The organism is Polynucleobacter sp. JS-JIR-II-c23 (assembly GCF_035011225.1).
In the GTDB taxonomy this organism is placed as follows: domain Bacteria; phylum Pseudomonadota; class Gammaproteobacteria; order Burkholderiales; family Burkholderiaceae; genus Polynucleobacter.
The window spans coordinates 687,617-700,898 of the sequence record NZ_JAYGQT010000001.1; the positions used below are offsets into that span (position 1 = coordinate 687,617).

Here is a 13,282-nt window from a genome sequence, read left to right on the forward strand (position 1 = left end):
CCTTAACTCAGAACGATATCGTATTGCTCTTGGCGGAAGCTGCCTTCTGCTTGAAGGGTAATTGGCTTGCCAATGAAGTCCCCCAACTGCGCCAAGAATTGATTCTCTTCCTCTAGGAATAAATCAATCACATCAGGTGCAGCCACAATCCTAAATTCACGTGGATTAAATTGGCGATGCTCTCGCACAATTTCGCGCAAAATCTCGTAACAAATCGTTTGGGCCGTTTTAATTTCACCCTTGCCAAGGCAAGTGGCACATGGCTCACAAGTAATATGGGCTAAGGACTCACGCGTCCGTTTGCGGGTCATTTCTACTAAGCCCAATGCTGAAAAGTCACTCACTGAGGTGCGAGCATGGTCGCGTTCAAGATTGCGTTTGAGTTCATGCAATACAGACTCTTGATGATCTTTGCTAACCATATCGATGAAATCAATGATGATGATTCCGCCTAGATTGCGCAAACGGAGTTGACGTGCAATCGCTTGGGCTGCCTCTAGATTGGTTTTAAAGACAGTGTCATCGAGATTGCGAGCGCCTACATAACTCCCTGTATTCACATCAATCGTAGTCATAGACTCTGTTTGATCGATCATGAGATAGCCGCCAGACTTGAGGTCGACTCGGCGACCTAGTGCTTTATTAATTTCTGCATCCACATCAAATAAGTCAAACAGGGCACGCTCGCCACGATGCAGAGTCAGCTTACCTAGAAGGTTAGGCATGTAGGCATTTGTAAATGCTTTGAGCTTCTCAAAATTCTCGGCAGAATCCACACGGATTTGGGTGGTGTCTTCACCTGCAACATCGCGTAATACACGCTCCGCTAGACTAAGGTCCTGATAGAGCAGGGTAGGCGCCGGGTTGTGTTTCATGGCCGCATGAATGTTTTCCCAGGTAGTTCGCAGGTAAAGCATGTCATGCTGTAGTTCTGTGTCGGATGCATCTTGAGCGCTAGTACGGACGATGATGCCGCCTTTTTCATCTGCAGCCATCAAACCTGCGAGACGCGTCTTAATGGCTTCACGCTCTTCAGGTTGATCAATCCGCTGAGAAACGCCAATATATTTTTCAGTAGCAGTATCGCTACCTGCCGGAGGTAGGTAGACTAAATTACGTCCAGCAATACTCAGTTGGGTTGTTAAGCGTGCACCTTTTGTCCCTAAAGGATCTTTTAATACCTGCACCAATAGTGTTTGACCTTCAAACAATAATTTTTCAATTTGTGCTTGAGGATTATTTTGTGTGATGTCAGCGACGTGCATAAATGCGGTGCGCTCAAGACCAATTTCGATAAATGCGGATTGCATGCCTGGCAGTACACGAACGACTTTGGCTAAATAGATATTTCCCACGATACCGCGTTGGCGAGTACGCTCAATTTGTAACTCTTGAACCGCCCCTTGCTGAATTAAAGCAACGCGCGTTTCTTGCGGGGTGATATTGATCAGTATTTCTTCATTCATATGCTGCTGACTTGGGCGCGATCTAGTAAAAGCTTTGTTTCATAAATAGGTAGGCCCATGATACCGCTATAGCTGCCCTGAATTGAAGGAATAAAAGCCCCACCCAAGCCCTGTATGCCATAGGCGCCAGCCTTACCAAAGGGTTCGCCGCTAGCAATATAGGCATCAATCTGTTCCGTTGATAAATCGGCAAACTGAACTTTAGAAACCTGTACAAGCTGTATGGGATTTTCATCGGGACTGACGGTCACCGCTACTGAGCTGAGAACTTCATGTATTTTGCCGCTGAGCATTTTCAAAATTCGAGTGGCATCCTCTGCGTCAACTGGCTTGCCCAGAATTTCACCATTAGGATGAGTGGGTAAGCTCACAGTAGTATCGGCGCAAAGAATGGGGGCCCAAGGCAAACCACTTTTTTTCCACCTTAAAAGTGCTGCAGCACTTTTTGCTAAGGTAACGCGCTCTACGTAGGTGTGTGCCTTTTCTTGCGGGAGAGGGGTTTCGATGCTCTCGCTATCTTCATCTGAACTTGGTAGCAGCATTTCAAAGCAAATACCCATTTGCTTTAAGAGCTCTTGGCGGCGAGGGCTTTGTGAGGCGAGATAAATAAAAGAGTTCAACGGATTACTCGCGATGATAGGGGTGGCCTTGCAGAATAGTCCAGGCTCGATAAAGCTGCTCTACCAACATGACTCTGGCCATGGCATGTGGCAAGGTAAGACTGGAGAGTCGCCACATCGCTTGCGCACTTGCTTTCAGGCTGGGGTCCAGGCCATCTGCGCCACCAATTAAGAAGGTAATGTCGAAGCCTTCTTGACGCCAGCTAGCCAGTTGAGTGGCAAGATTCTGAGTGGTTTGGTCTTTGCCTCGCTCATCCAAAGCGATCACTCTGGATCCCTTGGGAATGGCTGCTGCAATCTTTAAGGCTTCTTTAGCAGGGGTGAGATCGGGTTTAATCTCTTTGATTTCAATGCTGCAATCTGCCGGCATTCTTTTAATGTAGTCATGAGTTGCCGTAGCAACCCAATCAGGCATCTTATGACCAACAGAGACGATGGTGAGCCGCATTGCCGCAAGTGACGACGAGATTACTCGTCGTCTTCGGATTCGCTGGCTTTAACAAGACCTTTATCACCAGCTAATTTCACGCGTACAGGTTTAGCACCCCACATACCTTCAAGCTGATAGTAGGAGCGCAACATTGGTTGCAAAATATGTACGACGATATCGCCACAATCAACCAGTACCCATTCACCAGTTTCTAAACCTTCGATAGAAATAACTTCTCCACCTTTAGCATTCACCTCTTCTTTAACCGACATGGCTAAAGAGCGCGTTTGGCGGTTGCTAGAACCAGTGGCAATGACCACTCGATCAAATAACTCGCTTAATTTAGTGGTGTCATACACGCGGATATCTTGTGCTTTAACATCTTCTAGGGCATCAATCACGACGCGTTGTAATTTACGTAAGTCCATATTTTCTCGGCAATAATTTTTCTAATTAGGGTGATCTTAGCTTGATTACTGATACAAGCCCAGATTTGTAATGATTTCTAGGGTGTGGGTTGGAATTTGCTCGGATGCAATAGCGCTCCGTGAGCTGGATTTGAGGCGATCTCGTAGTGCTGTTGAGGATAGATCAATATTTAAGCTTTCATCGATGTATATGAGGCCTGCAGCGCTATTTTCAAGAGCTTTAGCATCAGATGTTTGATTAGTTTTCAAGAATTGACTCACTTCGGAGCTTATTTCTCGCTTTAAATCATGATGTGGCCTAGTTGCCACCGCAAAATTGACAAACTGGCTTAGCTTCTCCCAGGAGTTCCAGCTAGGGAGGGCAACAAGAGAGTCTGCTCCCATCAGCCAAGTCAGGCTAGCGTTTGTTCCAAAGCGCTCACGCAAGGCTTTAACGGTATCAATCGCATAACTAGGCCCAGCGCGATCAATCTCCATGCGATCAATGCCTACTTGAGTGGAGATCTTGAGATATAAAAATGCTCTCGCCAAATCAATGCCAGCAGCTTCAGTTAACTTCAGACGCATTTCTGCGGCAGTGATGCCAGTTCCCTTTTGCCATGGCTCACCACTCGGAATAAGTAGCAGTGCATCTAAGTGGAGTAGCTTTGCAAAATGGGTAGCCAATTTCAAATGGCCTACATGAGGAGGGTCAAATGTACCCCCAAGAATGCCAATTTTCTTTATAGCGCTCAAGCTAGCCAATCTCGTGGCTTAAGGTAATAGTCATATAGCTTAGCCTCAGGAGTTCCGGGCTTTGGCTGCCAGTTGTACCACCACTGAACTACTGGCGGCATCGACATCAGAATGGATTCAGTGCGACCACCAGAGTGCAAACCAAAGATGGTGCCTCGATCAAAGATCAAGTTGTATTCCACATAGCGACCGCGGCGATATTCTTGGAAGGCCTTTTCTTCGGGGGTGAAGCTATCTTGATAGCGGCGCTGCACGATCGGCAGGTAAGCGTTAATAAATGCATCACCCACTGCGCGAGTCATAGCAAAACTTTTCTCAAACCCAAGCTCATTAAAGTCATCAAAGAAAACGCCGCCAATGCCGCGCGGCTCCTCACGATGCTTTAGGTAGAAGTATTCATCACACCATTTTTTAAAGCGAGGGTAGAGCTCTTCGCCAAAAGGGTCTAAGGCATCCTTGGCAGTTTGGTGAAAGTGCTTGCAGTCTTCATCAACGCCGTAGTAGGGCGTGAGGTCAAAGCCGCCCCCAAACCACCATACCGGCTCTTTACCAGGCGCTTGCGCAATAAAGCAACGCACATTCATATGCGTGGTGGGTACTTTGGGGTTATTTGGGTGGAATACCAAAGACACGCCCATTGCTTCAAAGCTACGACCTGCCACCTCTGGACGATGATGAGATGCGGAAGGGGGCATTTGATCGCCGCGGACATGGGAGAAGCCCACACCACCTTTTTCCAGAATATTACCGCCATCTAAAATGCAGGTGCGACCATAGCCTTTGAGTTTGCTGTCTTCTGGCTTATGCCATTCATCAGCAACAAAGACCTTGCCATCTAAAGCGCTCATGGCACTTGTGATGCGATCTTGCAACCCTAAAAAATAGTCCTTTAGGGTTGCGATATCGATTTGGGTCTGTTGATCTGACAAGGGTGCTCTAACTTGATGGGTTTACTTAATTGCGCGGTAGCCAATATCTTTACGGTATTGCATGCCGTCAAACTGGATATGGCTGATGGCTTCATATGCTTTTTGTTGGGCACCACGCACAGTATCTGCGAGACCCACTACGCACATCACCCGTCCGCCGGATGTCACCACTTTGCCATCCTGCAATTTCGTACCAGCATGGAACGTAATTTGATCTTCAGTATCAGCCGGAATGCCGGTAATCACATCACCAGCACGTGGGGTATCAGGGTAATTGTGGGCTGCAAGCACAACGCCTAGTGCAGTGCGACGATCCCATTCCAGCTCAACTTCATTGAGCGTGCCGTCAACCGCATGATCTAGTGCATTGACGAGATCACTGCGCAGGCGAGCCATGATCGGTTGAGTTTCTGGGTCGCCCATGCGGCAGTTAAATTCCAAGGTCTTGATCTTGCCATCAGGGGAGATCATTAAGCCTGCATACAAGAAGCCTGTATACGGAATGCCATCTGCTTGCATGCCCTTCACTGTTGGCATGATCACTTCACGCAATGCACGTGCATGAATTTCTGGGGTAACAACTGGCGCAGGGGAGTAGGCACCCATGCCACCTGTATTTGGGCCTTGGTCAGCATCTAGTAAACGCTTGTGATCTTGACTGGTCGCTAATGCAAGAACATTCTTGCCATCTACTAGAACAATAAAGCTGGCTTCTTCACCTGTTAGGAATTCTTCAATCACAACACGGGCGCCTGCATTGCCTAATTTATTATCAGCCAACATCATGTCAACCGCAGCATGCGCTTCTTCAAGACTCATAGCAACCACTACGCCTTTACCTGCAGCAAGGCCATCAGCTTTAATCACAATCGGCGCACCCTTGGCATCAATATAGGCATGTGCTTCAAGGGCGCTAGAAAACGTTTGGTAATCGGCTGTTGGAATACCATGACGCTTCATAAAGGCTTTAGAAAAGTCTTTGGAGGATTCCAGTTGAGCCGCCAATTGTGTTGGACCAAAAATACGCAAGCCATTGTTGCGGAATACATCCACAATGCCGGCGGCCAGCGGAGCTTCTGGGCCTACAACCGTTAGATGAATCTTCTCGCGCTTAGCAAAATCAGCGAGCTCTTGCAATCCAGTGATCGGTAAGTTCTCAATGCCTGCAGCAGTTTGTTTGGCGGTAGCTGTACCACCATTGCCAGGAGCAACATACACCGTTTGGACTTGCGGGGATTGGGCCAACTTCCAAGCTAGCGCATGTTCGCGTCCGCCAGATCCGATTAGGAGAATTTTCATAACAAGCTATCTAGTATTTAAATGAAGTAATTAAAGAAAATGAATTTAAAAATTAAAGTGCAGCGTTCGTAAACACTTCTTGAACGTCATCTAAGTTCTCGAGCGCATCTAATAATTTCTGCATGCTCTCAGCCTGATCACCTTCCAAAGCAATCTCAGTCTCAGGGCGCATGGCAACCGTTGCTAGCTCAGGCTTGAGGCCTGCTTTACTAATAGCATCTTGTACATTTGAAAAATCAGGAACAGGAGACAGTACCTCTAAAGAACCATCATCGTGAGTAATCACATCTTCAGCGCCAGCATCTAATGCAACTTCCATGAGTTGATCTTCGCTAGTGCCTGGGGCAAATAACATCTGCCCACAATGCTTGAATAAAAAAGCAACAGAACCTTCGGTACCCATATTGCCGCCATTCTTGTTAAAAGCATGGCGAACCTCTGCAACGGTGCGAGTACGGTTATCGGTTAAGCAATCGACAATAATGGCGGCGCCATTCATGCCATAACCCTCATAACGAATTTCTTCGTAGTTCACGCCTTCTAGAGATCCGGTGCCGCGTTGAATTGCTCTTTGCACGTTATCGTTCGGCATATTTGAGTCTTTGGCCTTATCAATAGCCAAGCGTAAACGTGGGTTGGTAGCAATATCACCACCGCCTAATTTGGCGGCTACGGTAATTTCTTTAATGAGTTTGGTCCAAATCTTGCCGCGTTTTTCGTCCTGACGACCTTTGCGGTGCTGAATATTGGCCCATTTCGAATGGCCGGCCATACGGGTAAGTCCTTTTAATAATTTGGCTAGAAGACCTCATTTTAAGGGGTTCTAGACCCAAGGTAGGGGGTAAGCAAGCATTTTTTGTTACACTCTCATGTCTTAGTAGTAACAAAGTAGCAAAGTAAGCAGAATTTCCACTGCAAACACCTGCCTCGGTGATGGAATTGGTAGACGTGCCGGACTCAAAATCCGGTGCCGCAAGGCGTGGCGGTTCGAGTCCGCCCCGAGGCACCACTCAAAGACTGTTCAGTCCTTGAGCATCCCCAGATTATTTAAATTTCGTAAGTCTCGGATTCGTTATTCATTGCCTGCTCAACAATCTTCTTCGTGAGTGTTGGTGAGAAGAGTTCAATGAAGGTGTAAACAAAGGACCTGAGGTAGGCGCCTTGTTTAACACCAATATGGGTGACGTTGTTGCCAAATAAATGTCCCGCAGGAATGACCTTGAGATTGCGATCTCGATCAGGGTCATAAGCATGACCCGCAACAATACCAATGCCCATACCCGTCTCTACATAAGTCTTAATGACGTCAGCATCGATGGCTTCCAAAATAATATCGGGCGCAATATTTCTTTGTGCAAAGGCTGCATCAATCTTGCTGCGACCAGCAAATGCTTTGTCGTAAGTGATGATGGGGTACTTAGCAATCTCTTCTAGAGTAAGCGTTGCCTGGTTGAGAAGGGGATGGCTTAAGGGCACCATGAGTACGTGCTGCCATTGATATCCTGGTAAAGCGAGCACGCCTGGGGTATTCGCAATCCCTTCGGTAGCAATGGCAATATCTGCACGATCATGTGTGAGTAACTCTGCAATTTGACCTGGATTACCTTGCTGAATACTCACCTTAACTTTTGGAAAGCGTTTGGTAAATTCAGTCAGCACTTTAGGAAGTGCGTAGCGCGCTTGTGTATGGGTAGTGGCAATGACGAGACTGCCTTGATCTTGGCTAGCAAAATCTTTACCCACTCTCTTCAGTGTTTCCACTTCATCGAGGATGCGCTCAATAGAACTCAAAATACGTTTACCTGGTTCGGTCAAGGAGCGAATGCGCTTGCCATGGCGACGAAAGATCTCCACACCTAACTCATCTTCCAACTCAATAATGGCCTTAGAAACCCCCGGCTGAGAGGTGAATAAGGCTTTAGCTGCTGTCGTTAAATTGAAGTTTTGCCTAACGGCTTCACGTACAAAGCGGAATTGGTGGAGATTCATAAGGATTCCTATCTATATATCAGCAATAATATAGGAATCAAATTCTAAATGATTTTTGGGTATTAAGCCTTAGAAACCCAGCGCAACCCGAATAGCGCCAAAAGGAAGTAGAGCAAAGGCGGGGTAAGCGCTGTTAGTAGTGCTGGCCAAGAACCTAAGAGCCCAACGTTAGAGAAGAGGGAGTTAAACAGCTGGAAGCTCATACCCAGCATGATTCCACCAAACACCTTGATACCAACACTACCTGCTCGAACCTTAAGGTATGCAAACGGAAGGGCTAGTGTGAGCATCACAAAAATTGTGAAGGGATAAACCACCTTCTTCCAGAAAGCAATGGAATGTCTTTGCGCATCTTGTTTGTTTTCACGCAGGTGAGAGATGAAGCGACCTAAGCTCATGATCGACATTTTTTCAGGGCTGATTAAGAGCACATTCAAAATTTGGGGCGTGACCTCCGACTCCAGAGTGAGAATCGGATGCGTAAAAGTTTGTGCAGAAAAAACGGGGTTCAGTGGGTCAGACTGCTTGGTTTCTTTAAAGCGAGTTTCGGTGACGTCATTTAAAACCCAGATGCCAGTCTCATCAAACTGTCCGGAGACTGCGCTACGAATAGAGAGAAGATGATAGGTGTCATCAAACTCATACATGCGGATATTTTGAATCTCATTATCTTTATCAACCTTACCTACGTTGACATAGCGCACTCCAGGTCTCACAGGTCCGCTACCATCCTCATCGCGTAAGCGATCCTTTACCCAAACACCTGTTTTAAATTGTGACGTATAGGCTGAGCCCATAGCCTTCATCCTAATCTGATCAGACTTTGCCTCGGAATAAGGGCCAACCCATTCACTCATGATGAGTGTGAGCGCTACTAAGGGAAGGGAAATTTTTGTGAGGGTAATGAGCCCGCGTTTAACGTCTAATCCAGCGATGCGCAAAATGGTGAATTCAGACTGGCTAGCCAGCATTGCAAACACATAGATACTGCCAATCAAGCCTGCAATGGGGATGATTTCAGAGATTCGGCTTGGCGCTTTTAGAAGAACATGAAGTAGCGCTAGAGGAAGTGTGTAGGCTCCTTGCACAGACCCTAACTCGCTCAAGATATCGAAGAACAAAAACAAAGCTACCAAGGCGAACAAGATAAAGCCAAAAGCAGCATAAATCTGCTTGGCTAAATAGCGCTCGTAAATGAAAGGAAAGAGCAATTTCATTTGGTGGCCATAGAGGCGGGCAATTGACGGCGCCACCACTTTAGAGAGGGATTAATACGATTGCGAATTAAGGCTGTCGCAATTAAGAGGGCAAGCAAATGAATAGGCCAGATGGCAACAAAAACACTGACCTTGCCTTGCGAGACAAAATTTTGCGTTAGGTTAAGCAAGTTGCTATAGATTAAATAAATTAAGACCGCATAAAACATCGCAGTGTAATTACCCAAGCGAGGGTTCACATAAGCCAGCGGAATTGCAATCAGCACCAAACCCAATGCCATTAATGGCAAGCCAATACGCCACAGTAACTCAGCACGATTAGGGTTGATAGAGGCTGGATTAGGATCATTTAAAAGTTCAGTGATTGTCTTCTCGCGATCACGTGGTGCGGGCGCCAATGATTCTTTACTCCGTATCTTGGTACTGTATTCATTAAATTCCAGAATTCTGAAATCGGGCTGCGTGGGTTGCCCCTCATAGCGCCTGCCGTTATGCAGCACGATAGATTTCTCGCCACCTGCAGAGTTTTGAATATAGCCAGTTTGGGAAACTGCAATACTCAGTCGACCATTCTTAGAGTCGGCTACGAAGATATTCTTGACTTCACTTTTATCAACATCGAGCTCTTCAATGAAAAATACGCGCTCTGCTTTTGCGGACTCTTTGAATTGTCCAGCACTCACCATGGATACATCATCACGTTGTTGAAAGCGTTGACTAATTAAAGTAGATTCTCGGTTTGCCCAGGGCCAGACAAAAAGAGCCAGAAGCGCGATCACAATGATGAGCGGCGTAGCAAATTGCATGATAGGGCGAATGAGATTGGTAACGCTTAAGCCACTAGCAAACCACACAATCATTTCTGAGTCTTTGTACCAGCGCACCAGAACAATGAGGGTTGCGACAAATAGAGAGACTGTTAAAAGAACGGCAAGATAACCCAGGGTAGCCAAAGCAATCAAAACGAGTGCATCTTCTGGATTGACCGCCCCGTTAGCGGCATAACCCAAAATTCGGATCACCAAGGTGGTCACCATAATGGTGACTAAGACCAAAAAGACCCCGCCAGTCGTAAAACTGAGTTCGCGGCGAAGGGCCTGGTTAAAAATCATGAGAATTTATAGGTCTGGATTCGAAAGGTTATTGGGCTTGTAAATGGCTTATATTGCTGGAGGTAAGGGAAGTTATTCTCATGTCGGAGGATAATGGATAAACGTCCCAAATTAGCAGATTACCCCTTTTGAATCGACCAAAACACCTTAATAGATTATGACAATTCAATTCAGCACCAAGATTTTCCCTCAAGCAGACCTTCAGAGCCTAAAACTCCAGAAATCTAGCCTCAAATCCTTGCTTAGCAACAATACCGACTGCTTGGTTTTGGCATATTCCCAGGCGGATTTAGATAGTTTCTCAGGCGCTAAGGGCGCCAAGGCAAAAGTAGGATTTTTGCCAGAGTTAGATCTCTTGCTCGGAGGCGCAGTCAATCACGCCAATATTCTTGGGGATTTAGATTCCAAGCAAGCTTCCGTATGCATGTTGCGTGCAGAAAAATCTTGGTCTAGCAATGGCGTTAAAGCAAAAAGAGTATTGCTAGTGAGTTTGGGCGATGTACATCTTGCTAGCGAACGGAGTTTGACTACCTATTCCAAAGTTGCTCGTGCAGCTTTGAAGGTTTTAAGTGGCGGATCAATTGAAAGTGCGCTTTGGTTTACGCCAAGTTTTGCGCTGGCTCACAAAGCTGACTTCATTGCAGAAGAGGTTCGCCTGACCGTTCAATACGCTGGCGACCAAGCTTATCGTTTTGGCGTTCGTCAACCCACCATGAAATTCAAAGTAAAAGATAAAGCAGATACTTTTAAGCATCTCATTTTTGCAGGTAACGATACCTGCGCTAAAGAGCTTAAGGCTGCGGTAGAGCAGGGTGTCGCCATAGTAGAGGGCATGCACTTGGCGAAGGACTTGGGCAATCTTCCTCCAAACATCTGTACACCTACCTACCTCGGCAAGACAGCGCAGGGCTTAAGTAAAAAAACTGCTCTGAAAGTGGATGTGCTTGGGCTTAAGCAAATTGAAGCATTGGGAATGGGTTCATTTTTATCCGTTGCCAAAGGATCCGCTACCCCGCCGCAATTTATTGTGATGAAACATCAAGGTGGCAAAGCAGGAGAGGCGCCGATTGTTTTGGTGGGCAAGGGAATTACTTTTGATACTGGCGGAATTTCATTAAAGCCAGGTGAAGCCATGGATGAAATGAAGTACGACATGTGTGGCGCAGCTTCAGTGATCGGTACGATGTACTCCGTTGCTTTAATGAAATTGAAGAAGAATGTGATTGGCGTCATTCCTACTTGTGAAAATATGCCATCAGGCCAAGCCACTCGTCCTGGCGATATTGTGAAGAGCATGTCTGGACAGACTATTGAGATTCTCAACACTGATGCAGAGGGACGCTTAATTTTGTGTGATGCGCTGACTTATGTAGAGCGCTTTAAACCGGCAGCAGTGATTGACGTTGCCACCTTAACTGGTGCTTGCGTGATTGCCTTGGGTCATGTGCACAGCGGTTTGTTTTCTGAAGAGGAGAACTTGGTAAGTGAGCTGACTAAAGCGGGTCATGCTTCTTTAGATACCGTATGGCGTTTGCCTTTGGATGCGGCCTATCATGAGCAACTTAAATCCAATTTTGCAGATGTGGCCAATATTGGTGGTCGTCCAGCTGGCAGTGTGACAGCAGCCTGCTTCTTGTCTCGCTTTACCGAGAAATACAAATGGGCGCACTTGGATATCGCTGGCACTGCATGGAAGAGTGGCGCCGCCAAGGGCTCTACCGGTCGTCCTGTGCCGCTTTTAGTGAACTTCTTGCTCGAGCGCAAGTAAGCACTCTATATCCTGGGTAAATATTGAATGGCTCGAATCGATTTTCATAGCAATGTTAGTGACAAGCTCGAATACGCTTGTCGCCTCACGCGGAAGATTTGGAGCGCTACGCCAGAAGGTGAACCAGTCCGCAATATTCTGATGGTGGGCGAGAAGGCGGATCTGAAAAAGCTGAATGAACTTCTTTGGGCATTTAGTAGTACTGATTTTTTGCCGCACTGTTTTATTGAGGACGAGGCCGCAGCCGAAACCCCAATAGTACTAACGGATGACTTTGCTTCCCCATCCTTGAGCGGTATTCCCCATGCTGATGTCATGATTCATTTGGGAATGCGTATGCCTGCTGATGTGCCAGCCTTGGTTGCGCGCTTTCCCAGAATCGTTGAGGTGGTCACTGTGAATGAAGCAGAGCGATTGGCAGGGCGCGAGCGCTTTAAGGCTTATCGAGAGTTGGGCCATGAGCTGCATAACTTCGATCAATCCAAAAACTAAGAGCTATGTTGATTCATCCACAGTTTGACCCTGCAGCAATTCGTATTGGATCTTTTGCAATTCATTGGTATGGCTTGATGTATTTAATGGCCTTCGTTCAATTTTTACTTCTAGGGCGCTTGCGTATTCTCGCCCCACGCTACCAAGCCCTGGGTTGGACCTATAAAGATCTTGAGGATCTTCTTTTTGCCGGCGTTCTTGGCGTGGTGCTAGGTGGTCGTTTGGGTTACACCTTGTTTTATATGCCAGGCTTCTATCTAACTCATCCTTTGAGTATTTTTAAAATTTGGGAAGGCGGCATGTCTTTTCATGGCGGCTTGTTAGGGGTGCTGGTTGCACTCTTCTGGTTCGCTAAAAAACACAAGACCACCTTTTTTGTCGTGAGTGATTTGGTTGCGCCACTAGTTCCCTTTGGCTTGGCTTTCGGTCGACTGGGGAACTTTATTAATGGTGAGTTATGGGGCAGGCCTACTGATTTACCTTGGGCGATGATTTTTCCTTTAGTGGATTCCATCCCACGCCATCCATCGCAGATTTATCAACTGCTTGGTGAAGGTGTGCTGCTCGGTATTGCGCTCTGGATTTATGCAGGTAGGCCTAGACGTGTTGGTCAGGTGTCCGGATTTTTCTTGTTGGGTTACGGTATTTGCCGTTTCTTAGCGGAGTATGCGCGTGAGCCCGATTCCTTCTTGGGCCTCTTGGGCTTGGGCTTATCTATGGGTCAGTGGTTGTGTGTGCCAATGATGTTGTTTGGCCTCTATCTCATGACTGCATTCAAATCCAAGAGTCAATAATTA

13 protein-coding genes, 1 tRNA gene and 1 pseudogene are annotated in these 13,282 nt (G+C 46.7%); 4 read left to right on the forward strand and 11 right to left on the reverse strand.

Annotated features, from left to right (window positions below; all coding sequences use genetic code 11):
• Positions 1-2: 2 nt before the first annotated feature.
• From rng to VC159_RS03670, 8 genes and pseudogenes are all read right to left on the reverse strand, one after another.
• Entirely contained in the window at positions 3-1,466 is a 1,464-nt protein-coding gene (gene rng / locus VC159_RS03635; RefSeq protein WP_323472757.1) for a ribonuclease G, read from the reverse strand.
• On the reverse strand, positions 1,463-2,086 hold the full coding sequence (locus VC159_RS03640) for a Maf family protein (RefSeq protein ID WP_215357605.1): 624 nt from the start codon (positions 2,084-2,086) through the stop codon (positions 1,463-1,465). Before VC159_RS03640 ends, rng begins: the two co-directional genes overlap by 4 nt.
• Positions 2,087-2,090: 4 nt before the next feature.
• Positions 2,091-2,534: a 23S rRNA (pseudouridine(1915)-N(3))-methyltransferase RlmH gene (gene rlmH, locus VC159_RS03645; protein WP_323472758.1), complete on the reverse strand. Its 444-nt coding sequence runs from the start codon at positions 2,532-2,534 to the stop codon at positions 2,091-2,093.
• A gap of 23 nt (positions 2,535-2,557) precedes the next feature.
• A pseudogene (gene rsfS / locus VC159_RS03650) lies at positions 2,558-2,944 on the reverse strand (ribosome silencing factor); the annotation flags it as partial.
• Between the two features lie 45 nt (positions 2,945-2,989).
• The gene (locus VC159_RS03655) at positions 2,990-3,679 is read right to left on the reverse strand and encodes a nicotinate-nucleotide adenylyltransferase (RefSeq protein WP_323472759.1); all 690 of its coding nucleotides are present in this window, start codon (positions 3,677-3,679) and stop codon (positions 2,990-2,992) included.
• Positions 3,676-4,587 carry an oxygen-dependent coproporphyrinogen oxidase gene (hemF, locus tag VC159_RS03660; RefSeq protein WP_323473556.1) on the reverse strand — a complete coding sequence of 304 codons (912 nt, stop codon included), beginning with the start codon at positions 4,585-4,587 and terminating at the stop codon, positions 3,676-3,678. Before hemF ends, VC159_RS03655 begins: the two co-directional genes overlap by 4 nt.
• Before the next feature lie 42 nt (positions 4,588-4,629).
• Positions 4,630-5,907 (reverse strand): phosphoribosylamine--glycine ligase, encoded by a 1,278-nt coding sequence (gene purD, locus VC159_RS03665; RefSeq protein ID WP_323472760.1) that lies wholly within the window; start codon positions 5,905-5,907, stop codon positions 4,630-4,632.
• A 52-nt stretch (positions 5,908-5,959) separates the two neighbouring features.
• Positions 5,960-6,679, reverse strand: a complete 720-nt coding sequence (locus VC159_RS03670; RefSeq protein WP_072583807.1) for a YebC/PmpR family DNA-binding transcriptional regulator — start codon at positions 6,677-6,679, stop codon at positions 5,960-5,962.
• 152 nt (positions 6,680-6,831) lie between these two features.
• On the opposite strand from VC159_RS03670, the gene VC159_RS03675 reads away from it, so the two are divergent.
• Positions 6,832-6,916: transfer RNA gene (locus tag VC159_RS03675), tRNA-Leu, on the forward strand.
• A gap of 38 nt (positions 6,917-6,954) precedes the next feature.
• On the opposite strand, the gene VC159_RS03680 is transcribed toward VC159_RS03675, so the two are convergent.
• The 3 genes from VC159_RS03680 to lptF form a co-directional block, all read right to left on the reverse strand.
• Positions 6,955-7,896 (reverse strand): CysB family HTH-type transcriptional regulator, encoded by a 942-nt coding sequence (locus VC159_RS03680; protein WP_215357591.1) that lies wholly within the window; start codon positions 7,894-7,896, stop codon positions 6,955-6,957.
• Positions 7,897-7,958: 62 nt separating this feature from the next.
• On the reverse strand, positions 7,959-9,113 hold the full coding sequence (gene lptG, locus VC159_RS03685; protein WP_215357589.1) for an LPS export ABC transporter permease LptG: 1,155 nt from the start codon (positions 9,111-9,113) through the stop codon (positions 7,959-7,961).
• A complete protein-coding gene (gene lptF, locus VC159_RS03690) occupies positions 9,110-10,225 on the reverse strand; it encodes an LPS export ABC transporter permease LptF (RefSeq protein WP_215357587.1) in 1,116 nt (371 codons plus the stop codon). The genes lptG and lptF overlap by 4 nt, the downstream gene beginning before the upstream one ends.
• 163 nt (positions 10,226-10,388) lie before the next feature.
• Between lptF and VC159_RS03695 the strand changes: the two genes are divergently transcribed.
• From VC159_RS03695 to lgt, 3 genes are read left to right on the forward strand one after another with little or no spacing between them, the layout of a single operon-like run.
• A complete protein-coding gene (locus tag VC159_RS03695) occupies positions 10,389-11,993 on the forward strand; it encodes a leucyl aminopeptidase (RefSeq protein ID WP_416350440.1) in 1,605 nt (534 codons plus the stop codon).
• 27 nt (positions 11,994-12,020) lie between these two features.
• On the forward strand, positions 12,021-12,485 hold the full coding sequence (locus VC159_RS03700; RefSeq protein WP_215357569.1) for a DNA polymerase III subunit chi: 465 nt from the start codon (positions 12,021-12,023) through the stop codon (positions 12,483-12,485).
• 5 nt (positions 12,486-12,490) lie between these two features.
• A complete protein-coding gene (gene lgt, locus VC159_RS03705) occupies positions 12,491-13,279 on the forward strand; it encodes a prolipoprotein diacylglyceryl transferase (RefSeq protein WP_215357567.1) in 789 nt (262 codons plus the stop codon).
• Positions 13,280-13,282: the final 3 nt, after the last annotated feature.

Bases quoted from the DNA above. Each gene is read 5' to 3' on its own strand.
- VC159_RS03700 (WP_215357569.1), top strand. From the start codon at position 12,021: ATGGCTCGAATCGATTTTCATAGCAATGTTAGTGACAAGCTCGAATAC.
- rng (WP_323472757.1), bottom strand. From the start codon at position 1,466: ATGAATGAAGAAATACTGATCAATATCACCCCGCAAGAAACGCGCGTT.
- rlmH (WP_323472758.1), bottom strand. From the start codon at position 2,534: ATGCGGCTCACCATCGTCTCTGTTGGTCATAAGATGCCTGATTGGGTT.
- VC159_RS03680 (WP_215357591.1), bottom strand. From the start codon at position 7,896: ATGAATCTCCACCAATTCCGCTTTGTACGTGAAGCCGTTAGGCAAAAC.
- purD (WP_323472760.1), bottom strand. From the start codon at position 5,907: ATGAAAATTCTCCTAATCGGATCTGGCGGACGCGAACATGCGCTAGCT.
- lptF (WP_215357587.1), bottom strand. From the start codon at position 10,225: ATGATTTTTAACCAGGCCCTTCGCCGCGAACTCAGTTTTACGACTGGC.
- VC159_RS03670 (WP_072583807.1), bottom strand. From the start codon at position 6,679: ATGGCCGGCCATTCGAAATGGGCCAATATTCAGCACCGCAAAGGTCGT.
- lptG (WP_215357589.1), bottom strand. From the start codon at position 9,113: ATGAAATTGCTCTTTCCTTTCATTTACGAGCGCTATTTAGCCAAGCAG.
- lgt (WP_215357567.1), top strand. From the start codon at position 12,491: ATGTTGATTCATCCACAGTTTGACCCTGCAGCAATTCGTATTGGATCT.